This is a genomic window from Curtobacterium sp. MCPF17_001, assembly GCF_003234615.1.
Taxonomy (GTDB): Bacteria; Actinomycetota; Actinomycetes; order Actinomycetales; family Microbacteriaceae; genus Curtobacterium.
Genome location: NZ_QKSL01000007.1, coordinates 43,260 through 64,353, shown reverse-complemented (window position 1 = coordinate 64,353; position 21,094 = coordinate 43,260). Strand labels below are relative to the sequence as shown.

Annotated in this window: 19 protein-coding genes and 1 pseudogene; 7 read left to right on the top strand and 13 right to left on the bottom strand. The window is 70.8% G+C overall.

Annotation, left to right across the window (positions count from 1 at the left end):
- Positions 1–9: 9 nt before the first annotated feature.
- The 9 genes and pseudogenes from DEJ24_RS08455 to DEJ24_RS08415 all read right to left on the bottom strand — a co-directional run bounded on the left by DEJ24_RS08455 (position 10) and on the right by DEJ24_RS08415 (position 9,143).
- Entirely contained in the window at positions 10–1,845 is a 1,836-nt protein-coding gene (locus tag DEJ24_RS08455) for an ABC transporter ATP-binding protein (RefSeq protein ID WP_111078247.1), read from the bottom strand.
- 106 nt (positions 1,846–1,951) lie between these two features.
- On the bottom strand, positions 1,952–3,355 hold the full coding sequence (locus DEJ24_RS08450) for an MFS transporter (RefSeq protein WP_111078323.1): 1,404 nt from the start codon (positions 3,353–3,355) through the stop codon (positions 1,952–1,954).
- Between the two features lie 244 nt (positions 3,356–3,599).
- A pseudogene (gene ribA, locus DEJ24_RS08445) lies at positions 3,600–4,223 on the bottom strand (GTP cyclohydrolase II); the annotation flags it as partial.
- A 29-nt stretch (positions 4,224–4,252) separates the two neighbouring features.
- Complete coding sequence (gene ribD, locus DEJ24_RS08440; protein WP_111078322.1) at positions 4,253–5,308, bottom strand: bifunctional diaminohydroxyphosphoribosylaminopyrimidine deaminase/5-amino-6-(5-phosphoribosylamino)uracil reductase RibD; 1,056 nt, start codon at positions 5,306–5,308, stop codon at positions 4,253–4,255.
- A gap of 68 nt (positions 5,309–5,376) precedes the next feature.
- Positions 5,377–5,964: a GNAT family N-acetyltransferase gene (locus DEJ24_RS08435; RefSeq protein WP_111078246.1), complete on the bottom strand. Its 588-nt coding sequence runs from the start codon at positions 5,962–5,964 to the stop codon at positions 5,377–5,379.
- A 6-nt stretch (positions 5,965–5,970) separates the two neighbouring features.
- Positions 5,971–6,978 carry a tryptophan--tRNA ligase gene (trpS, locus tag DEJ24_RS08430; protein ID WP_111078245.1) on the bottom strand — a complete coding sequence of 336 codons (1,008 nt, stop codon included), beginning with the start codon at positions 6,976–6,978 and terminating at the stop codon, positions 5,971–5,973.
- A gap of 34 nt (positions 6,979–7,012) precedes the next feature.
- Positions 7,013–7,855 (bottom strand): exodeoxyribonuclease III, encoded by an 843-nt coding sequence (locus tag DEJ24_RS08425; protein ID WP_111078244.1) that lies wholly within the window; start codon positions 7,853–7,855, stop codon positions 7,013–7,015.
- Positions 7,856–7,992: 137 nt separating this feature from the next.
- The gene (locus DEJ24_RS08420; protein ID WP_110902694.1) at positions 7,993–8,265 is read right to left on the bottom strand and encodes an HPr family phosphocarrier protein; all 273 of its coding nucleotides are present in this window, start codon (positions 8,263–8,265) and stop codon (positions 7,993–7,995) included.
- A gap of 107 nt (positions 8,266–8,372) precedes the next feature.
- On the bottom strand, positions 8,373–9,143 hold the full coding sequence (locus tag DEJ24_RS08415) for a DeoR/GlpR family DNA-binding transcription regulator (RefSeq protein WP_111078243.1): 771 nt from the start codon (positions 9,141–9,143) through the stop codon (positions 8,373–8,375).
- Positions 9,144–9,437: 294 nt separating this feature from the next.
- Here DEJ24_RS08415 and ptsP point away from each other — a divergent pair, with 294 nt between their 5' ends.
- The 7 genes from ptsP (at position 9,438) to DEJ24_RS08380 (ending at position 17,240) form a co-directional block, all read left to right on the top strand.
- Positions 9,438–11,093, top strand: coding sequence for a phosphoenolpyruvate--protein phosphotransferase (ptsP, locus tag DEJ24_RS08410; protein WP_111078242.1), 1,656 nt, complete (start codon positions 9,438–9,440; stop codon positions 11,091–11,093).
- A 74-nt stretch (positions 11,094–11,167) separates the two neighbouring features.
- The gene (locus DEJ24_RS08405) at positions 11,168–12,727 is read left to right on the top strand and encodes a PTS mannitol transporter subunit IICB (RefSeq protein ID WP_181421476.1); all 1,560 of its coding nucleotides are present in this window, start codon (positions 11,168–11,170) and stop codon (positions 12,725–12,727) included.
- Positions 12,728–12,801: 74 nt separating this feature from the next.
- The gene (locus DEJ24_RS08400; RefSeq protein ID WP_111078241.1) at positions 12,802–13,239 is read left to right on the top strand and encodes a PTS sugar transporter subunit IIA; all 438 of its coding nucleotides are present in this window, start codon (positions 12,802–12,804) and stop codon (positions 13,237–13,239) included.
- Entirely contained in the window at positions 13,236–14,387 is a 1,152-nt protein-coding gene (locus tag DEJ24_RS08395) for a mannitol-1-phosphate 5-dehydrogenase (protein ID WP_111078240.1), read from the top strand. The genes DEJ24_RS08400 and DEJ24_RS08395 overlap by 4 nt, the downstream gene beginning before the upstream one ends.
- Before the next feature lie 114 nt (positions 14,388–14,501).
- Positions 14,502–15,434 carry an NADP-dependent oxidoreductase gene (locus tag DEJ24_RS08390; RefSeq protein ID WP_111078321.1) on the top strand — a complete coding sequence of 311 codons (933 nt, stop codon included), beginning with the start codon at positions 14,502–14,504 and terminating at the stop codon, positions 15,432–15,434.
- Positions 15,435–15,659: 225 nt separating this feature from the next.
- The gene (locus DEJ24_RS17235) at positions 15,660–16,406 is read left to right on the top strand and encodes a DUF805 domain-containing protein (protein ID WP_258374767.1); all 747 of its coding nucleotides are present in this window, start codon (positions 15,660–15,662) and stop codon (positions 16,404–16,406) included.
- A gap of 150 nt (positions 16,407–16,556) precedes the next feature.
- Positions 16,557–17,240: a DUF805 domain-containing protein gene (locus DEJ24_RS08380; RefSeq protein WP_111078239.1), complete on the top strand. Its 684-nt coding sequence runs from the start codon at positions 16,557–16,559 to the stop codon at positions 17,238–17,240.
- A 77-nt stretch (positions 17,241–17,317) separates the two neighbouring features.
- On the opposite strand, the gene DEJ24_RS08375 is transcribed toward DEJ24_RS08380, so the two are convergent.
- Genes DEJ24_RS08375 through sdhD form a run of 4 tightly spaced genes read right to left on the bottom strand, consistent with a single transcriptional unit; the run spans position 17,318 to position 21,084 of the window.
- Entirely contained in the window at positions 17,318–17,959 is a 642-nt protein-coding gene (locus DEJ24_RS08375; protein ID WP_181436566.1) for a TNT domain-containing protein, read from the bottom strand.
- A 51-nt stretch (positions 17,960–18,010) separates the two neighbouring features.
- Positions 18,011–18,784 carry a succinate dehydrogenase iron-sulfur subunit gene (locus DEJ24_RS08370; protein WP_110902701.1) on the bottom strand — a complete coding sequence of 258 codons (774 nt, stop codon included), beginning with the start codon at positions 18,782–18,784 and terminating at the stop codon, positions 18,011–18,013.
- 1 nt (position 18,785) lies between these two features.
- Entirely contained in the window at positions 18,786–20,579 is a 1,794-nt protein-coding gene (sdhA, locus tag DEJ24_RS08365; protein ID WP_111078237.1) for a succinate dehydrogenase flavoprotein subunit, read from the bottom strand.
- 58 nt (positions 20,580–20,637) lie between these two features.
- Positions 20,638–21,084 (bottom strand): succinate dehydrogenase, hydrophobic membrane anchor protein, encoded by a 447-nt coding sequence (gene sdhD, locus DEJ24_RS08360; RefSeq protein ID WP_111044342.1) that lies wholly within the window; start codon positions 21,082–21,084, stop codon positions 20,638–20,640.
- Between the last annotated feature and the right edge of the window lie 10 nt (positions 21,085–21,094).

Sequence of the window (21,094 nt, the reverse complement as noted above, 5' to 3'; positions counted from 1 at the left end):
GGGAGGGCCTCAGACGAGGAGCTGGTGCTTCGCCAGGTCGCGGTAGAGCGGGGTGCTCTGCACGAGTTCGGAGTGGGTGCCGACACCGACGACGCGGCCGTGCTCGAGCACGACGATGACGTCGGAGTCCACCACGGTGGACAGTCGGTGGGCGATGACGAGCAGGGTGCGGTCCTCGGCGACGGCGTCGATCGCCAGGCGCATCTTCTGCTCGTTCACGCCGTCGAGTGAGGACGTCGACTCGTCGAGCAGGAGGATCGGGGGAGCGGCGAGCAGGGCCCGCGCGATGGCCAGGCGCTGCCGTTCCCCGCCGGAGAGCATCACGCCGTCCTCACCGACCTGTGCGTCGAGGCCGCGGGGGTCGCGGTGCAGCACGTCGCCGAGGTTCACGGCCTCGAGCACCCGGACGCACTCGGACTCGGACGCGTCCGGCGACCCGAGCAGCAGGTTCGCGCGGATCGTGCCGGCCAGCACGGGGGCGTCCTGTTCGACGTACCCGATCTGCGCCCGGAGTTCGCCGCGGTCGAGGCCGCGGACGTCCAGGCCACCAAGACGGATGACGCCGTCGGTCGGGTCGTAGAACCGCTCGATGAGCGCCAGCGTCGTCGACTTGCCGGCACCGGACGGACCGACCAGCGCGACACGGGAGCCGCGTGGGACGCTGAACGACACGTCGCGCAGCACCACCTGGTCGTCCTCGGCGCTCGGCGGCGCGGCACTGACGTCGCCCGCTCCTTCGGCCCCGTCCGTGCCGACCGCGTCCGGGGACACCGCGTACCGGAAGGTGACGTGCTCGAACGTGATCGCGTCGTCCGTGGCGATCGCGGCGGCCGGCCGGACCGCGGCGTCGTCCTGGTCCTCGGTCGGCAGGTGCAGGACCTCCTCGATGCGGCCGAGGGCGCCGAGCGCCTGCGCCACGGCGACGACCGCGCCGAGGGCCTGACCGAGCGGCATGATCATCATGAAGAGCAGCAGGATGAACGTGATGAGCGTCGCGATCGTGATCGTCCCCGCCGCGACCTGCGCGCCGCCGATGCCGAGCACGGCGATGAACGCGACCTGCATGACGATGCTCGCGACCGGCACCACGAACGCCGACATCCGGGCGATGACGAGCCCGCGCTGGTAGGCCTCCGTCGCGTGCTGGTCGACCTCGCTGACCTCGCGCGCCGTGGCACCCGCGGCACGGATGGTGCGGACGGCGCCGATGCCGCGCTCGACCGCGGCGGTGAGGTCGCCGACCTTCTCCTGCGCGGCCTTCGAGGCGACCCGGATGCGCCGGCTGAGGCCACCGACGACGACCACCGCGACGATGACGATGACGATCACCACGACGAGGAGCAGCGGGTCGATGATCGCCATCGCGATGACCGCGCCGGCGAAGGTGAGCGCGCCGCCGATGGACTCGATGAGCCCCTGCGTCAGGACGGCCCGGAGCAGCGTGGTGTCGCTGCCGACGCGGGACACCAGGTCACCGGTGCGTCGGACGTCGAACTCCGAGATCGGCAGGTTGAGGATCCGTGCGATGAGCTTGCGTCGGGTGGAGAGCACGACGCCTTCGCCGGCACGCTGCAGCAGGAAGTGCTGGACACCGTTCAGGACGCCGGCGACGAGCACCAGGACGACGAGCGCCCACACCAGCGCCGACATGCCGGTGCCCTGTTGGACGGCGGTCACGACCTGGTTCACGAGCAGCGGCTGCGCCAGGGACGCACCTGCCCCGAGGATGCTCAGCACGATGATGACGACCATCGCCGGCTTGTTCTCGAACAGGTAGGACAGCAGGCGACCGAAGGTGGCGCGGGGCCCGTCGGTCTTCTTCGGGCGTGCGAACGGGTTGCTCATCGTGCGTCGATTCTCTCACCGCGGGACCGACAGACGGACGGGAGGCTCCCCACCGGTGTGGTGGGGAGCCTCCCGTCCGTCAGGTGCTCGCGGAGGTGCACTCGCGCTACGGGGCGACGCGCTCCACGGCCCGCTGGTCGTCGACCGTGTCCGCGAGGTCGCTCCCGCGGGTCTCGCGGACGAGGAACAGCGCGACCAGCGTCACGACCGCCGCGATGGTCAGGTAGAGGCCGACGAGGAAGATGTTCCCGTCCGGCTGCCACAGCTTGAGGGCGATGGTCGGCGCGAGCGAGGCACCGAGGATCGACGCGACGTTGTACGCCAGTGCGGAGCCGGTGTACCGGACGTTGGTCGGGAACAGCTCCGGCAGCAGCGCGCCCATCGGACCGAACGTGAGCCCCATCAGCGACAGGCCGACGATCAGGAACGTGACCACGGTGATCGGTCCGTGAGCCGCCGCGAACCAGAACTGGAACGTCAGGCCGAAGAGCGCGATGCCGATGGTTGTCGGGATGAGCGTGCGGCGACGTCCGAACCGGTCGGCGAGCAGCCCCGCGATCGGCGTGCAGATGCCGAAGAAGACGACGCCGATCATGAGCAGTGACAGGAACTCGCCGCGCGAGTACCCGAGCCCGATCTTCGGGACGAGCTTCGACGCGGTGTCGCCCGCGGTGCCGTAGTTCAGCGTGAAGGTCGTCATGAAGTAGAAGAGCACGTAGGTCGCGACCATGCCGAAGGTGCCGACGACGACCGCGCGCCACGAGGTGCGGAACACCCGGCCGAGCGGGACCTTCGCGACCGAGCCGGACTCCTGGACGCCGCGGAACACGGTGGACTCGACCAGACGGAAGCGCACGTAGAGCCCGATGAGGACGAGCACGGAGGACACCAGGAACGGGATGCGCCATCCCCACGCCTGGAAGTCGGCGTTCGGGGTGCCGTCGGCGCCGGCAGGCAGCGCCGCGTTGATGATGATGAACAGGCCGTTGGCGAGCAGGAAGCCGATCGGGGCGCCGAGCTGCGGCATCGAGCCGAACACGCCGCGCTTGCCCTCGGGGGCGTTCTCGGTCGCGAGCAGTGCCGCGCCGGACCACTCGCCGCCGAGACCGACGCCCTGGGCGAAGCGGAGGACGGCCAGGAGCACGGGCGCCAGGACCCCGACCGAGCCGAAGGTCGGCAGGCAGCCGATGAGGAACGTCGCGGTGCCCATCACGAGCAGGGAGGCGACGAGGGTGGTCTTCCGGCCGACGCGGTCGCCGAAGTGACCGAACAGGATCGACCCGACCGGTCGGGCGAAGAACGCCAGCGCGAACGTCACGAACGAGGACAGCTGCGACGCCGTCGGGTCCTCGTTCGGGAAGAACAGGGTGGGGAAGACGAGGACGGCGGCGGTCGCGTAGACGTAGAAGTCGTAGAACTCGATGGAGGTGCCGACGAGGCTCGCGATGACGACGCGCGAGCGCGGGTTCGTCTTCGTGGCGGGCGTCGGGGTGGCCGGGGCGGCGGACATGCGTGTGAGGACCTTCGAGGTGCGCGCGCGTTCGAGGAGCGCTGCGGTGACCGGACGGCGGACTGGCGACACGGTTCGCGCGGGGTGGCGCGGGCACCGGGTCGGGTGCGTTCGGAGGTGGTGGTCCCGCTCGTGACGGGGCCCTCAGTGTACGACGGATGTCGGGCAGCTGCGAATCGACCCTGAGCTGGCCGTCAGTTCGCCCGGTCGGACGGTTGCCGGGCCGGTCAGTTGCTCGCGTCGGTCAGTTGCTCGCGCCGGTACCGAGGTGCGAGGGCAGCGTGTGGCCCATGCGGTCGCGCTTGGTGTCCAGGTACCCGGCGTTCTGCGCGGAGATCCCGACGACCAGCGGCACGAGGGAGTCCACCGTGATGCCGTGCTCCACCAGCTGTCGGCGCTTCTCGGGGTTGTTCGAGAGCAGCCGCACGCGGGTGATGCCGAGGTCGGCGAGGATCCCGGCGGCGCCGCCGTACTCCCGGGAGTCGGCGGGCAGGCCGAGCGCGAGGTTCGCGTCGAGCGTGTCGAGCCCGTCCTCCTGGAGGCGGTAGGCCTTGAGCTTGTTGATGAGGCCGATGCCGCGACCCTCGTGGCCCCGAAGGTAGACGACGACCCCGCCCTCGGCGGCGATGGTGTCGAGCGCGGCGTCGAGCTGCGGGCCGCACTCGCACTTCAGCGAACCGAAGGCCTCACCGGTCAGGCACTCGGAGTGCACCCGCACGAGTGCGCCGTCCGAGGGGGCCTGGCCGTCCGGGGTCTTCGCGATCACGGCGACGTGTTCCGCGCTCGTCACGAGGTCGCGGTAGGCGCGCATCTCGAAGAGGCCGTGCGTGGTCGGGACGTTCGTGGAGACCTCGAACGACACCGGGCTCCCGGGAGTGGCGGAGGTCAGTGCGTCGGTCATGTGGTGCTCCGGTCGGTGGGGGCCCCGTCGACCGCGCCGTCGGGCTCCGTGCCGTCAGGCTGTCGGGGGACCGTGCGGGCGCGGACCAGCAGGTCGGGGCCGAGGCTGGACGTTGACAGTACACGCAACATCCGCGCAGCGTGGATACTTCCCACGCCGATGTCCCCGAGTGCGACGCGGGGTCCGCCGAGGAGCACCGGGGCCAGGTACACGAGCAGTTCGTCGGCCAGTCCGGCGGCGATGAACGCGGACGCCACGGTGGGTCCGCCCTCGACGAGGACACTGTGGACGCCCCGCTGACGGAGCGAGCGGAGCGCGGCGTCGAGGTCGTGTCCGGGGATCGTGACGACCCCGCGGGGGTGGCGGTGCAGGGCGGCGTCCGCGGGCAGGGCCCGGTCGCCGAGGACGACGGGCAGCGGCTGGTCGGCGAGGAACTCCCCGGCGTCCCCGCGTGCGGTCAGGCTGGGGTCGTCGGCCAGGGCGGTGCCGGTGCCGACCAGGACGGCGTCGTGTGCGGCGCGCTGCTCGTGCACGTGCTGGCGGGCGGCGGCGCCGGTGATCCACCGGCTGGTGCCGTCGGCCGCGGCGGCGCGACCGTCCAGGCTGGCGGCCCACTTCACGGTCACCCAGGGGCGTCCGAGCCGGACCGAGAGCAGCCAGCGCTCGAGGAACGCCTCGGCCTGGTCGGCGAGGACGTCCGGCACCACGTCGACGCCGGCGGCTCGCAGCCGATCCGCGCCACCGTGGGCGGCGGGACCGGGATCGTCGACGGCGTACACGACCCGCGCGACGCCGGCTTCGATGAGGGCGACGGAGCACGGCCCGGTCCGGCCGACGTGGTCGCACGGTTCGAGGGTGACCACCGCGGTCGCGCCACGGAGCCGCGCCGGGTCGACCTTCCGCATCGCGTCGACCTCGGCGTGCGGGGTGCCCGCACCGCGGTGCCAGCCCTCGCCGAGGACGTCGCCGTCGGGGGAGAGCACGACGGCACCGACCCGGGCGTGGTCGCCGACGGCCGGTCCGCGGGCCGCGAGTTCGAGGGCCCGGCGCATCGCGCGGACCTCGGCGTCGCTGGCGGGCAGGCCGTTCGGCTCCGGGGCCGTGTCGGGTGCGGTGTGGCTCACGGAGCGAGACTACCGGCGGTCCCCGACGTCGATCCGGGAGGCCAGGGCAGGTCGGACGCGGGCGTCCCGTCCGCGCGCCGCAGCGCCTTCCACGCGGGGGCCGGCGAGCCGTCGCGATTCGGCACGAGGGCGTCACCGCTGCCGGTGTAGGTGAAGCCGGCACGACGGGCGACCGCGGCCGACGCGGTGTTGCCGACGTAGCACTCCCAGTACACGTCCGGGGCGCCCTGCGCGAACGCCCAGTCGACGACGAGCTCGACGGCCTCGGAGACGAGCCCCGTCCCACGGGCGCCCGGTGCCAGCCAGAACCCGAGGTCCCGGCGGGCCGTCCGGTAGCTGATGACACCGTCGAGCCAGGTCGACCCCTGCCGTCGGATCGCCCAGGTGTACTCGCGGTCGGACGCCCATCCGGGTCCGACGAGCGCGTCGACGAAGGACTGCGCGTCCTGCGCCCGGTACGGCTGCGGGATCGTCGTCCAGCGGACGATCTCCGGGTCCTGACAGGCCTCGGTGATGGCGGCCGTGTCGGCACGGGTCGGCATGTCGAGCCGGACCCGTGCCGACTCGAGCGTGACGGGGAGCACGGTCGATCAGTGGGCGCGGGGCACGAAGCCGATCGCGTCGTACACGCGGGCGAGCGTGGCCTCGGCGATCGACTCGGCCCGCTCGGCGCCGACCTCGAGCAGGCGGTCCAGCTCGGCCGGGTCGTCGAGGAGTTCGAGCGTCCGGGTGCGGACCGGCTCGAGCTCGGCGACGACCGCGTCGGCCACCTCGCCCTTCAGGTCGCCGTAGCCCTTGCCGACGAACGAGGCCTCGAGCTCGGCGACCGGGGTGTGGGTGAACGCGGAGAGGATCGCCAGCAGGTTCGTGACACCGGGCTTCCCGGCCCGGTCGGCGCGGATCTCCCGCTCGGTGTCGGTGACCGCCGACCGGATCTTCTTCGCGGTGCGCTTCGGCTCGTCGAGCAGCAGCACCAGGCCGCTGTCCGACGCCGCCGACTTGCTCATCTTGCTCGTTGGCTCCTGCAGGTCGTAGATCCGGGCGGTGTCGCCGAGGATCCGCGCTTCCGGCACGACGAACGTGTCACCGAAGCGGGAGTTGAAGCGGCCGGCGAGGTCCCGGGTCAGCTCGACGTGCTGCCGCTGGTCGTCGCCGACCGGCACCACCTGGGCGTCGTAGAGCAGGATGTCGGCGGCCATCAGCATCGGGTAGGTGAACAGCCCGACCGAGGCCGCCTCGGCACCCTGTCGCGCCGACTTGTCCTTGAACTGGGTCATCCGGCTCGCCTCGCCGAAGCCCGTGATGGTGTTGAGCACCCAGGCGAGCTGGGCGTGTGCGGGCACGTGCGACTGGATGAAGAGCGTCGACTTCGTCGGGTCGATGCCGGCGGCGATGTACTGCGCCGCGGTCCGTCGGGTGTTCTCGCGGAGCGCTGCCGGGTCCTGCGGCGACGTGATGGCGTGCATGTCGACCACGCAGTACACGGCGTCGTGGTCGTCCTGCAGGTCGCGCCACTGCATGAGGGCGCCGATGTAGTTGCCGAGGTGGAGGGACCCGGCCGAGGGCTGGATGCCGGAGAAGATGCGGGTGCTGGTCATGCGGGAGTCCTGGTGCTCGGGAGCGAGTGGGGGATCAGAGTTCGTAGTCGACGACCACGGGGGCGTGGTCGGACCATCGCTGGTCGTACGCGGCGGCCCGGTCGACGGTGTACGAGGTCACCGTCGCGGCGAGTTCGGGCGTCGCGACCTGGTAGTCGATGCGCCAGCCGGAGTCGTTGTCGAAGGCCTGCCCGCGCCAGGACCACCACGTGTACGGCCCGTCGACGTCACCGGCCTGGGCACGGCCGACGTCGACCCAGCCGAGGCCGGGTGCGGTGCTGCCGTCGGCACCCTCGACCGGTTCGCCGTCGGCGCCGAAGAACCGGCTGAAGTAGGCACGCTCGCGCGGCAGGAAGCCGGCGCGCTTGACGTTGCCCTTCCAGTTCTTGATGTCCCGCTGGTCGTGGCCGACGTTGAGGTCACCGACGACGACGGCGAGCGGGTTGTGCGCGCGGAGCGCGGGCAGCCGCTCGGTCATGGCGTCGAGGAACTTCCACTTCTCGTCCTGCTTCGGGGTGTCGACCTCGCCCGAGTGCACGTAGGTGGAGACGACCGTGACGGTCCGTCCGCCGATCTCGTAGTCGGCCTCCAGCCAGCGGCCGGCGGAGTCGAAGTCCTCGGCCCCGAGCTCGACCCGGTGCAGGTGCGCCCGGTGCCGCGAGGCGATGGCGACACCGGCGCGGCCCTTCGCCGACGCCGGGTCGTGCACGACGTCCCACTCGTCGCCGAGCAGACCGGTCAGGTCCTCGGTCGAGGCGCGGACCTCCTGCAGGGCGAGCACGTCGACGTCGCGCTCGGCGAGCCAGTCGCCCATCCCCTTCCGGAACGCAGCACGGATGCCGTTGACGTTGACGGTCGCGAGGCGCAGGCGTGTCATGCCGACCAGCCTATCGGCGGCGTCCGACGCGGCGGCGCGGACGTCAGCGGTGACCCGACGACGGACGGGAGGCCCGGTACCAGCTGGTACCGGGCCTCCCGTCCGATCTTGGTCGCGCAGGTCGCGCACAGGCCGGGTCAGGCGGCGTCGTGGTCCGTCTGCAGGAAGTCGACCAGGCTGTCCGCGGTGGTCTCGGCGTCGTCGCCGGACACGGTCAGCGCGACCTCGTCGCCGTTCTCGACGCCGAGGCCGAGGAGGCCGAGGATGCTGCCGGCGTTGGCCGACTTCTCACCCTTGGTGATGGTGACCTGGTGACCGGACGCGGTGACGGTCTGGACGAACAGCGACGCGGGTCGTGCGTGCAGGCCGGACGCGCTGGCGACGGTGACGGTGCGGGTGGCTTCGGACATCGATGGGCTCCTGTCGATGGGTGGTGCGCTCATGGTAGCGAGCGCCTGGCGGGTGGTTCCCGGGGTTGGTGGGACGCGGACGGGCCGGCGTGGTCGACGTCCCGTGGTCAGTCGCGCCCGGGCCAGAAGACCTCGGTGCCGGCGGCCTCGACCTCGCGCACCAGGTCCAGGTTGACGTCGGGGTCGGTGATGATCGTGTCGATCGCGGCGAGCGGAGCGACCCGACCGAACTCCTCGCGACCGAACTTGGTGTGGTCGGCGAGCAGGATGCTCCGGCGGGCGGACTTGATCATGGCGGACTTCACGGCGGCCTCGGCCATGTTGTGCGTCGTCAGCCCACGCTCGGGGGTGATCCCGTTGATGCTGACGAAGGCGACGTCGACGCTGACCATGCCGATGAGCTGGTGCGTCCACGTGCCGACGCCAGCGAGCGAATCGCTCCGGATGTTGCCGCCGAGCAGGTGCAGGTCGATGCCCGGGCGGTTGGCGACGGCCATCGCCACCGGCAGCGAGTGCGTGACGACGGTGAGACCGCGGTCGGTGGGCAGCATCTCGGCCAGGCAGATCGTCGACGTGCCGGCGTCGATCATCACGGAGCCGTTCTCCGGCAGCTCGGCGAGGGCCGCCTCGGCGATCACCATCTTCTCGGTCTGGTTGATGCCACCGCGGTCGCCGACGCCCGGGTGCAGGGTGATCCGCTCGACGGGGATCGCACCGCCGTGGGCGCGACGGACGAGTCCGCGGCGCTCGAGGCTGGTCAGGTCGCGGCGGATGGTCTCCGGCGTGACGGCGAGCAGTTCGGCGAGGTCCTTGACGTCGACCCGGCCGTGGGCGCGCGCCTGTTCGACGATGCGCTGGTGGCGTTCTGGTGCGTACATCGGGCCTCATCTGGTCGAGCGGGTCGCTCGGGTCGGGCTGTGCGTCCGGTCGGGGACGGCCATGTGGAGCGGAACGGACATGCTCGGGCACGATCCGTCCGGGAGGCCCGGGGCGCCTGTGGACGGCAAACGCAAACGGGCATCTGTTTCTGCATTTTTATCCCCGGATGTGTTTGTTTGTCAACGCGACGCGATGTATGGTGCTGCAGAGCCGTCCGGTCGCAGCACGCACCGGACGCAGCACCGCCCCCGAACCACCCACCGCTGCTGCGCGTGAGATGAAGGAGTCTCCCCATGTCCGATCTGCTCGGAACCGGCGTCGGCCGCGGCGTTGCCCACGGCCCCGTGCTCCGGATGGCGGACCCCCTGGGAACCCCTTCGACCGCCCCGCTCGAGGGTCCGGCCGACGACGCCAAGCAGGCCGTGCACACCGCGCTCGCCGCGGTGGCGGAGGACCTCAACAAGCGTGGACAGCTCGCCGGCGGCGACGCCCAGGCCGTGCTCGAGGCACAGGCGCTGATGGCCCAGGACCCGACCCTCCTCGACGACGTGCACGTCCGCATCGACGGCGGCACCAACGCCGAGCGCGCCGTGCACGAGGCGTTCGCGCAGTTCCGTGACCTGCTCGTCGGCATGGGGGGCTACATGGGGGAGCGCGCAGCAGACCTCGACGACGTCGCCCAGCGCATCGTCGCGAAGCTCCGCGGCGTCCCCGCACCGGGCGTGCCCGAGTCGGAGACCCCCTTCGTGCTCGTCGCCCGCGACCTCGCCCCGGCGGACACCGCCCTGCTCGACCTCGACAAGGTCCTGGCCCTCGTCACCCGTGACGGCGGCCCGACCTCGCACACCGCGATCCTCGCCCGGGCCAAGGGCATCACCGCCATCGTCGGCGTGACCGGTGCCGACGACCTCGCCGAGGGCCAGCACGTGGTCGTCGACGCCGGCGCAGGCACCGTCGTGACCGAGCCGTCCGACGAGCTCGTCGCCGACGTCGAGCAGCGCATCGCCGAGCGCCGTGCCGCCGCTGCCGCGCCCCTGACCGCCGGCGCCCTCGCCGACGGCCACGTCGTCCCGCTGCTCGCGAACCTCGGCAGCCCGGCCGACGCGCAGACCGCCGTCGACCTCGGCGCCGAGGGTGTCGGCCTGTTCCGCACCGAGTTCCTGTTCCTCGACTCGCCCACCGCCCCGACCGTCGCCTCGCAGCAGGCGTCGTACGAGCAGCTGCTCGCGGCGTTCCCCGGCAGGAAGGTCGTCGTCCGTGCGCTCGACGCCGGCGCCGACAAGCCACTGCCCTTCCTCACCGACAAGGACGAGGAGAACCCGGCGCTCGGCCGTCGTGGACTCCGGGCGCTCCGGAACCACCCGCAGGTGCTCCGCGACCAGCTGACCGCCCTCGCACAGGCCGACGCCGCGACCGAGGCCGACCTCTGGGTGATGGCCCCGATGGTCGCCGACGCCGAGGAGACCGAGTACTTCGTCGACCTCGCTCGCGAACTCGGCATCCGCACCGCCGGTGTGATGGCCGAGGTGCCCTCCCTGGCGCTGATGGCCGAGCAGGTGTTCCAGTCCGCCGACTTCGTCTCGATCGGCACGAACGACCTGACCCAGTACACGATGGCGGCCGACCGGATGCTCGGCACCGTCGCGCACTACCAGGACCCGTGGCACCCCGCCGTCCTGCGCCTCGTCGCCCAGCTCGGCACGGCCGGAGCGGACGCGGGCAAGGCGGTCGGCATCTGCGGCGAGGCCGCGGCCGACCCGCTGCTCGCCGTCGTCCTCGTCGGCCTCGGCGCCACCACGCTCTCCATGACCCCCGCGGCCCTCGCCGACGTGCGCGCCGAACTCGGCAAGCACACCCTCGACGAAGCCCGCGGGATGGCCCAGGCAGCACTCGCCGCGAGCACGGCAGCGGCCGCCAAGTCCGCTGCCGCCGCGGCGCACGCCGTCTGAGCCCGCACCTCGCCCCATCCCACAGCACCACACCCGATCCCTGCAGCAGCACCACACACAGAGAGTCAACGCACATGACAACGTCGTCCGTTGCAGCGCCAGACACCCGCGACAAGTCGCGGGGTGGCGCTCGCGTCGCCGTCCAGAAGTTCGGCACGTTCCTGTCCGGCATGGTGATGCCCAACATCGCGATCTTCATCGCGTGGGGCCTCATCACCGCCTTCTTCATCGAGACCGGTTGGACGCCCGTGGGCGTCCTCGGTGGTTTCGGTGAGACGAACGGCGTGGCCAACATCGGCCTCGTCGGCCCGATCCTCACCTACCTCATCCCGCTCGCGATCGCCTTCCAGGGCGGCCGGATGGTCTACGAGACCCGCGGCGCCGTCGTCGGTTCCGTGATGGCCATGGGCGTCATCATCGGCGCCAACGGCACGATCATGATCCTCGGCGCGATGATCTGTGGTCCGCTCGGTGCGTACCTCATCAAGCAGATCGACAAGATCTGGGACGGCAAGATCAAGCCCGGCTTCGAGATGCTCGTCAACAACTACGCCGCCGGCATCCTCGGCTTCGTGCTCGCGCTGATCGGCTTCTTCTGGCTGGCCCCGCTGTTCAAGCTCATCGCCGAGGGCCTCGGCGCCGCGGTGAAGTTCCTCGTCGACAGCTCGCTGCTGCCGCTCGCCAGCGTCATCATCGAGCCGGCGAAGGTCTTCTTCCTCAACAACGCGATCAACCACGGCGTGCTCGACCAGCTCGGTGCGCAGCAGGTCCAGGAGTCCGGCAAGTCGATCCTGTTCCTCCTCGAGGCGAACCCCGGCCCCGGTCTCGGCATCCTGCTCGCCTTCACCTTCTTCGGTGTCGGCATCGCCCGCTCGACCGCTCCCGGCGCGATCCTCATCCAGTTCTTCGGTGGCATCCACGAGATCTACTTCCCGTACGTGCTGCAGAAGCCGATCCTCTTCGTCGCCGTCATCCTCGGCGGTGCGACCGGTGTCGCCACGAACGTCGCCTTCCAGTCCGGCCTCGTCGCCCCGGCGTCGCCCGGGTCGATCATCGCGGTCCTGACCGCGACGGCGAAGGACAGCTACGTCGGTGTCATCCTGTCCGTCGTCCTGTCGGCTGCCGTGTCCTTCGCGGTGGCGTCGTTCTTCCTGATCGCCAGCCGCAAGCGTGACCTGGCCTCCGGCAACGGCGGCGACATGAGCGCCGCGATGGCGAAGCTCCAGCAGAACAAGGGCCGCGACGTCAACGCCGCGACCTCGGGCCTGCTCGGCACCAACTCCCCGGCCAACGAGGAAGAGGCCGAGGCCTCCCTCGGGGGCGTCGGCTCCGCCAGCACCGCCACGGCGACGCGCGTCGAGAACGTCGTCTTCGCCTGCGACGCCGGCATGGGCTCGAGCGCCATGGGTGCGAGTGTCCTGCGGAACAAGATCAAGAAGGCTGGTATCGAGGGTGTCACGGTCGTCAACAAGGCGATCGCGAACCTCTCGGGTGACGAGGACCTCATCATCACCCAGGAGGAGCTCACGGACCGCGCGAAGCAGAAGAACCCGAACGCACAGCACGTGTCGGTCGGCAACTTCATGAACGCGCCGCAGTACGACCAGGTCGTCGACCAGCTCAAGAACCAGTAAGACAAGAGCACGATGGGGGAGGGGACGGGCGACCGTCCCCTCTTCCGCCGTCCACCACGAACAAGGAGAACCGTATGCCCGTCCTGCAGGAGAGCCAGATCCGCATCCACACCGAGGACGCTGCGCCGACCAAGTCGGAGGCGATGAAGGAGGCGGCTGCGATCCTCCAGGAGGTCGGCGCGGTCACCGCGGACTACTACCCCGCCATGCTCGAGCGCGAGAAGAGCGTCTCGACCTACATGGGCAACTACCTGGCGATCCCGCACGGCACGAACGACGCGAAGGACGCCATCAAGGCCTCTGCGCTGTCGTTCGTCCGCTACGCCACCCCGATCGACTGGGACGGCAACGACGTCCGCTTCGTCGTCGGCATCGCCGGCGTGAACAACGAGCACCTCGACATCCTCAGCAAGATCGCGATCGTGTTCTCGGACGAGGACCAAGTCCAGGCACTGACGGACGCCCCCGACGCGGCCGCGATCCTCGCGATCCTCGGTGAGGTCAACGAGTGAGCACCGCCGTCCACTTCGGAGCCGGCAACATCGGCCGCGGTTTCGTCGGTCTGCTGCTCCACCAGGCCGGGTACGAGGTCGTCTTCGCCGACGTCGCCGCTCCGCTGATCGACGCCCTGGCCGCTGCCGACTCGTACACCGTGCACGAGGTCGGCGCGGGCGCCCAGGACCACGTCGTCACCGGGTTCCGTGCCGTGAACAGCGCGCAGGACGAGGCCGGTGTCGTCGCCGAGATCGCGACCGCCGACATCGTCACCTGCGCCGTCGGCCCGACGGTCCTGAAGTTCATCGCCCCCGTCATCGCGAGGGGGCTGCAGCAGCGCTCCGTCGATGCCGCGCCGCTCGCCGTGATGGCATGCGAGAACGCGATCAACGCCACCGACCGCCTCCGCGAGTTCATCGTCGACGCGTTGCCGGAGGACGAGCGGGCCGATGCCCTGGCGAAGGCCGTCTTCGCGAACACCGCCGTGGACCGCATCGTCCCCGCACAGGCTCCGGGGGGCGGGCTCGACGTCACCGTCGAGACCTACTTCGAATGGGCCATCGACCGCACGCCCTTCCACGGTGCCGAGCCGGAGCTGCCGGGCGCGCACTACGTCGACGGCCTCGCCGCGTCGATCGAGCGCAAGCTCTTCACGGTGAACACCGGGCACGCCACCGTCGCGTACCACGGGTTCCTCGCCGGCGCGGACCGGATCTCCGACGCCGTCGCGATGCCCGCGGTCCGTTCGGCGCTCGAGGCCGTGCTCGCCGAGACGAGCGACCTGCTCGTCCGTCGACACGAGCTCGACCCCGAGGTGCACCGGGCCTACGTGGAGGCCATCATCGGCCGCTTCGAGAACCCGCACCTGCCGGACACGGTCACCCGCGTCGGCCGCCAGCCGCTGCGCAAGCTCTCCCGCGACGAGCGGTTCGTGTCGCCGGCCGCCGCCCTCGCCGAGAACGGCACCGAGCCGACCGCGCTCCTCGACGCGATGGGTGCCGCACTCCGGTTCGACGTCGCGGACGACGAGCAGAGCGTCGAGTTGCAGGCGCTGCTGCACTCGGACCGATCGGACGCCGACATCGCCTCCGAGATCACCGGCCTCGGTGGCGAGCACCCGCTGCACGCCTCGTTCACGGGCCGGGTCGGCGCCGCCCGCGCCTGACGGGCGTCATCTGACCCGACGGGAGGCCCGGTACCAGCTGGTACCGGGCCTCCCGTCGCGTCTCGGTGCCGCACGCTCGACGACGCCGCCATGCCCGCGAGTACCGTCGCGGACATGACGAAGCAGTGGGTGGCACCGCGTCCGGGCGGCAGTGACGTGTTCGAACTGGTCGACGTCGAGGTGCCGGCCCCGGGCCCCGGCGAGGTTACCGTCCGCGTCCGGGCCGCCGGGATGAACCCCGCCGACGCGAAGCACACGCAGCGGGGCGACCCGTCCGACTTCCCCGTGCCGATCGGGTACGAGGTCGCCGGCGTCGTCAGCGCCGTCGGACCCGACACGACGATCGCGTCCGGCCCGGTCGCCGTCGGGGACGAGGTCCTGGCGTTCCGGGTCAGCGGTGGCTGGGCCGAGGAGCTCACGCTGCCCGCGGCGGACGTGTTCGCCAAGCCGCCGTTGCTCGGGTTCCCGGAGGCCGCGAACCTGCTGCTCGCGGGCACGACGGCGGCGGACCTCATCCGCGTCACGGGCGTGCAGTCGGGCGACACGGTGCTCGTGCACGGCGCCTCCGGGGCGGTCGGGGTCAGCCTGCTCCAGCAGCTCCGTGCGCTCGGCGCGCGTGCGATCGGCACCGCCTCCGAGGCGAACGCCGACACCGTCCGCGGACACGGCGGTACGTGGGTCGCGTACGGGGACGGACTGGAGGGCCGCGTCCGTGACCTCGCCGCCTCCGGTGTCGACGTGGCCCTGGACTGCGTCGGGTCGGACGAAGCCGTCGACGTCTCGTTGTCCCTGGTGGCGGACCGGAGTCGCATCGCGACCATCGCCGCCTTCGGGCGCGCGGAGGAGGCAGGCATCACCGCGATCGGCGGAGCCCAGCCCGACAGCGCCGCGTTCCGGGACTCGGTGCGGGCGCGCCTCATCGACCTGGCCGGACGCGGCGAGCTCGTCGTGCCGGTGGCCCGGACCTTCCCGCTCGCCGAGGCTCGGGCGGCCCTCGAGCTGCTCGAGTCGGGGCACCCGGGCGGGAAGCTGGCGCTGCTGCCCTGAGCCCTGCGCCCTGAGCGGTGTCGACGCGGGCAGGTGCTGCGCCGGTGTCGTGGGCGTGTGCCGTCGCGGCGCTGCTGTCCTGACGGAGCCGGGGCTGGCACACTGGATCCAGCGCGCGGAGTCAGTGTGCGGGGGAGCAGGACGGCGGGGCACGGGTCCCGGCGGTCGGCACCATCGCCCGGATCGCCGCGGGTACACCGACCCCGCACCCCGGAAGGAACCGCCGTGAGCGACCAGTACCCCCAGGACCCGTACGCCAAGCGTCCGGGTGACGAGCCCGACCCGTCGCAGGGGTCGCCGTACGGGCAGCAGCCGCCGGCGCAGTCGCCGTACGGGCAGCAGCCCTCCGGGTCCCCCTACGGGCAGCCCGCGCAGCAGCCGCCGTACGGCCAGCAGCCCTCCGGACAGCCGACGCAGCAGCCGCCGTACGGCCAGCAGGCCCCGTACGCGCAGCCCGGGCAGTACGGGCAGCAGTCGCCGTACGGGCAGCCCGCGCAGCCGGGTCAGCCGGGCCAGTACGGTCAGCAGCCGGGGCAGTTCGCCCAGCCGCAGTCGTACGGGCAGCAGCCGGTGGCGCAGGGCGAACCCCCGCTCTGGGCGCCCTGGTACGGCATCCCGTTCCCGAAGGCGTTCACGCGCTTCTGGAAGAAGTACGTGCGCTTCGACGGTCGCGCCAGCCGCAGCGAGTTCTGGTTCTGGGCGCTCTGGTGGGCGATCGGCAACATCGTCACGAACCTGATCGACACCGTCATCGGCGGCAGCGACTCGAACGTGGTCGGCGGACTCTGGGCGCTCGCGACCCTCGTCGGGTTCATCGCGCTCACCGTGCGCCGCCTGCACGACGTGAACTTCTCGGGCCTCCTGGCGCTGCTGTTCATCATCCCGCCGATCGGTGTGCTCTTCGCCATCGTGATCGGCTGCATCCCCTCCGTCCGTGAGGGTGCCCGCTTCGACCAGCCGAACCGCGGCTGAACGACGACTCCCGGCGGCCCTGCCACGTGGTCGGGCCGCCGTGGTGACCCGTGGGGCTGCCCCTCGGTCGGGGGTCGTCACGTTCCCCCCGGTGTGGACCGTTCCTGGTTGACTCAGAGCCGAGCACCACTCGACACCAGGGGAGACACCGTGAGCGACAACCCGCAGCAGCCGTACGGCAAGCCGGACGACCAGCAGCCGTACGGGCAGCAGAACCCGTTCGGACAGCAGCAGCAGGGACAGCAGCAGGGACAGCAGTACGGCCAGCAGGGCCAGCAGCAGTACGGCCAGCAGCAGCAGTACGGCCAGCAGGGCCAGTACGGCCAGCAGCCGCAGGGCTACGGTCAGCCCGTCCAGACCGGGCCGAACGGTGAGCCGCCGCTGTGGGCCCCGTGGTACGGCATCTCGTTCCCGAACGCCGTGAAGCGGTTCTTCAAGAAGTACGTCCGGTTCGACGGTCGCGCCAGCCGGAGCGAGTTCTGGTGGTGGTACCTCGCCAGCTTCATCGTCTTCGCCGTGCTCTGGACCCTCGTCGGTGTCGGGTTCGCGATGTCCGAGCGGCAGACCGTCAGCACCGGGTACAGCGTCACGTCGGTGATGACCTCTCCGTCGCCGCTCTACCTCATCGCCTACTCGATCGTGGGCCTCTTCTCGCTCGCCATCCTGCTGCCGACGCTCGCGCTGGCGTGGCGACGACTGCACGACGGGAACTTCGCCGGGCCGTTCTACCTGCTCGTCCTCATCCCGTTCGTCGGGCCGATCATCGTGCTCGTGCTGTTCCTCCTGCCCTCGAAGCCCGAGGGCCAGCGGTTCGACCGCCCCGAGCGCGGCTGACGCACCACTCCACGAAGAAGCCCTCCTGCCCCGGTCGGGGAGGAGGGCTTCGTCGTGGGACGGAACGGACTGACGACTCAGACCACGCGGACGCGGGCCAGCGATCCGTCGACGACCAGGTCGCGGACGGTCGAGGTCGGGTTCGCGATCTCGAACCGGAGCGCACCGCCCGGCTGGTCGAACCACGGCCGCACGAACCGGACGGTGACGAGGAACGGGCGCTCGACGACGTACCGGTGCACCTCGGGGGAGGCGGCCGTGTGCGGCGGCAGCGATCGTGCCGGCAGCGGCGTCTCGAGCGGGTGCAGGAGGTAGCCGTCCGGTCCGCCGATACGGTCGACGGGGACGCCGGCGGGGATCTGGATGGTCAGACCGGCGTCACCGGTCGAGGCGACCTGCTGCGCCAGCTGCGGGTAGGTCGACGCCGACCGGTCCCGCATCTGGTCGAGGTCACTGCGGCGGATGTCGCGTGCGTCCGGGAACGGCCGGTTCAGGAAGCGCCGGAGCATCTCGACCGCGTCAGCCTCGTTGCCGGCCGTGGCCAGGCGACGGGCGGTGCCGTAGTCGACGACCTCGAGCGCGAAGGAGCCGGCGTCGACCGGGACGATGCGCAGTGCACCCTCCACCGGCGGCTCGTGGAGCGTCTCACCGGGGAGCTGCACGTACCGGACCGTGTAGCCGAGCTGATCCAGGATGGGGCGGGTGTCCGCGAACGTCATGAGCGGGAGCCTAGCGCGCCCGCCCATGACGTTCCTGTCGGCATCGGCGTGCTACGCCCGGCCGCGCATGACGGCCTGCTTGACCTCGGAGATCGCCTTCGTCACCTGGATACCGCGGGGGCAGGCGTCGGTGCAGTTGAAGGTCGTGCGGCAGCGCCAGACGCCTTCCTTGTCGTTGAGGATGTCCAGGCGCACGTCGGCCGCGTCGTCGCGGGAGTCGAAGATGAAGCGGTGCGCGTTGACGATCGCCGCCGGGCCGAAGTACTGGCCGTCGGTCCAGAACACCGGGCACGAGGACGTGCACGCGGCGCAGAGGATGCACTTGGTGGTGTCGTCGAAGCGGGCACGGTCGGCCACCGACTGGATGCGCTCCTTGCCCTTCTCCGGCGCCGACTTCGGCTGCAGGAACGGCTGCACCTCGCGGAACGACTTGAAGAAGGGCTCCATGTCGACGATGAGGTCCTTCTCGAGCGGCAGGCCCTTGATCGCCTCGACGTAGATCGGCTTCGAGATGTCCAGGTCCTTGATCAGCGTCTTGCACGCCAGGCGGTTGCGGCCGTTGATGCGCATCGCGTCGGAGCCGCACACGCCGTGCGCGCAGGAGCGTCGGAACGTCAGCGACCCGTCCTGCTCCCACTTGATCTTGTGCAGCGCGTCCAGGATGCGGTCGGTCGGCAGCATCATGACGTCGAAGTCCTGCCAGCGCGGCTCGTCGTCCACGTCGGGATCGAAGCGTCGGACGATCACCGTCACGGAGAACGATCCGGGAGGGGCGTCCTGCACGGTGTCGGTGCGGGGCGCGTCGGAGACCAGGGTGTCGGTCATCTCAGTACTTCCTCTCCATCGGCTGGTACCGGGTGATCACGACCGGCTTCCAGTCGAGCGTGATGTGGTCGTCGGCGAGGGACGAGTGCGGGTCGCCCGTCAGGTACGCCATGGTGTGCCGCATGTAGTTCTCGTCGTCGCGCTTCGGGTAGTCGTCGCGCATGTGGCCGCCGCGGGACTCCTTGCGGTTCCGTGCCGAGTACACGACGACCTCGGCCAGGTCGAGCAGGAACCCGAGCTCGACCGCTTCGAGCAGGTCGGTGTTGAACCGCTTGCCCTTGTCCTGCACCGAGACCTGCATGAAGCGGTTCCGGAGCGTGTGGATGGTCTCCGTCACGCGGGCGAGGGACTCGTCGGTGCGGAACACCTGCGCGTTCTTGTCCATCTCCTCCTGCAGCTCCTTGCGGAGCACGGAGACACGTTCGGTCCCGGTGGAGGCCCGGAGCTGCTCGAGCATGCCGCGCACGTTCGCCGCGGGGTCCTCGGGCAGCGGCAGGAACTCGGCCGTCTGCACGTACTCGGCGGCGTTGTTGCCCGAGCGCTTGCCGAACACGTTGATGTCGAGCAGCGAGTTCGTCCCGAGACGGTTCGAGCCGTGCACCGAGACGCAGGCGCACTCGCCGGCGGCGTAGAGACCTGGGACGACGGTGTCGTTGTCCGAGAGGACCTCGGCCTTGACGTTGGTCGGGATGCCGCCCATCGCGTAGTGCGCGGTCGGCATCACCGGCACCGGCTCGACGACCGGGTCGACGCCCAGGTAGGTGCGGGCGAACTCGGTGATGTCGGGCAGCTTCGTCTCGAGCACCTCGGCACCGAGGTGCGTGCAGTCGAGCAGCACGTAGTCCTTGTTCGGACCGGCGCCGCGTCCCTCGGCGACCTCCTGCACCATGCAGCGGGCGACGATGTCGCGCGGCGCGAGGTCCTTGATGGTCGGGGCGTAGCGCTCCATGAACCGTTCACCCGAGGCGTTGCGGAGGATCGCGCCCTCGCCACGGGCGCCCTCGGTCAGCAGGATGCCGAGGCCCGCGAGCCCGGTCGGGTGGAACTGGAAGAACTCCATGTCCTCGAGCGGCAGCCCGGTCCGCCAGACGATGCCGACACCGTCACCGGTGAGCGTGTGTGCGTTCGAGGTGGTCTTGTACATCTTGCCGAAGCCACCGGTCGCGAAGACCATCGCCTTCGCGTGGAACACGTGCAGCTCCCCGGTCGAGAGCTCGAACGCGACCACGCCGGCCGGCTGCTTGCGGGTGACGCCGTCGTCGCCCACCACGTCGACCATGATGAGGTCGAGCGCGTAGAACTCGTTGAAGAAGTTGACCCCGAGCTTCACGCAGTTCTGGAACAGCGTCTGCAGGATCATGTGGCCGGTGCGGTCGGCCGCGTAGCAGGCACGGCGGACCGGGGCCTTGCCGTGGTCTCGGGTGTGGCCACCGAACCGTCGCTGGTCGATCTTGCCCTCGGGCGTCCGGTTGAACGGCAGGCCCATGTTCTCGAGGTCGATGACCGCGTCGATGGCCTCCTTCGCCAGGATCTCGGCGGCGTCCTGGTCGACCAGGTAGTCGCCGCCCTTGATGGTGTCGAAGGTGTGCCACTCCCACGAGTCCTCTTCGACGTTCGCGAGGGCGGCCGCCATGCCGCCCTGCGCCGCTCCGGTGTGGGAGCGCGTCGGGTACAGCTTCGAGATGACGGCGGTTTTCGCCTTCGGCCCGGCTTCGATGGCGGCCCGCATGCCGGCGCCTCCTGCGCCGATGATGACGATGTCGAACTGGTGGTGGTGCACGGTGATGTCGGTCACAGGGGTCTTTCGATCAGGAGGTGGAGCGTGCGGGGCGTCGGCGGGTGCGGTACGACGTCTACTGCGCGGGGCAGAAGGACGGCAGGTCCGCAGCGGCAGCGCCGGCGGGGCACGGGTCGAACGTCCAGCACACGAGCGTGCCGAGGACGATGAGGAGGACACACGCGACGAGCACGGCGCCGAGCAGGGTCTTGCGGACCCCGGCCTTGCCGACGTAGTCGTTGATGATCGTGCGCATGCCGTTCGAGCCGTGGATCAGCGCGAGCCAGAGCATCAGCGTGTCCCAGATCCGCCAGAACGGGCTCGCCCACTTGCCGGCGACGAAGGCGAAGTCGATCTGCTTGACGCCTTCGCCGGCGACCATGTTCACGAAGAGGTGGCCGAAGATGAGGACGACGAGCAGCACGCCCGAGGCCCGCATGTAGATCCAGCCCCACTTCTCCCAGTTGGTGGTGCGGCGGGCGGCGTCGGCGCTGCGGGGCGGTGCGACGGTCTCGGTGGTCATGACAGCCCTC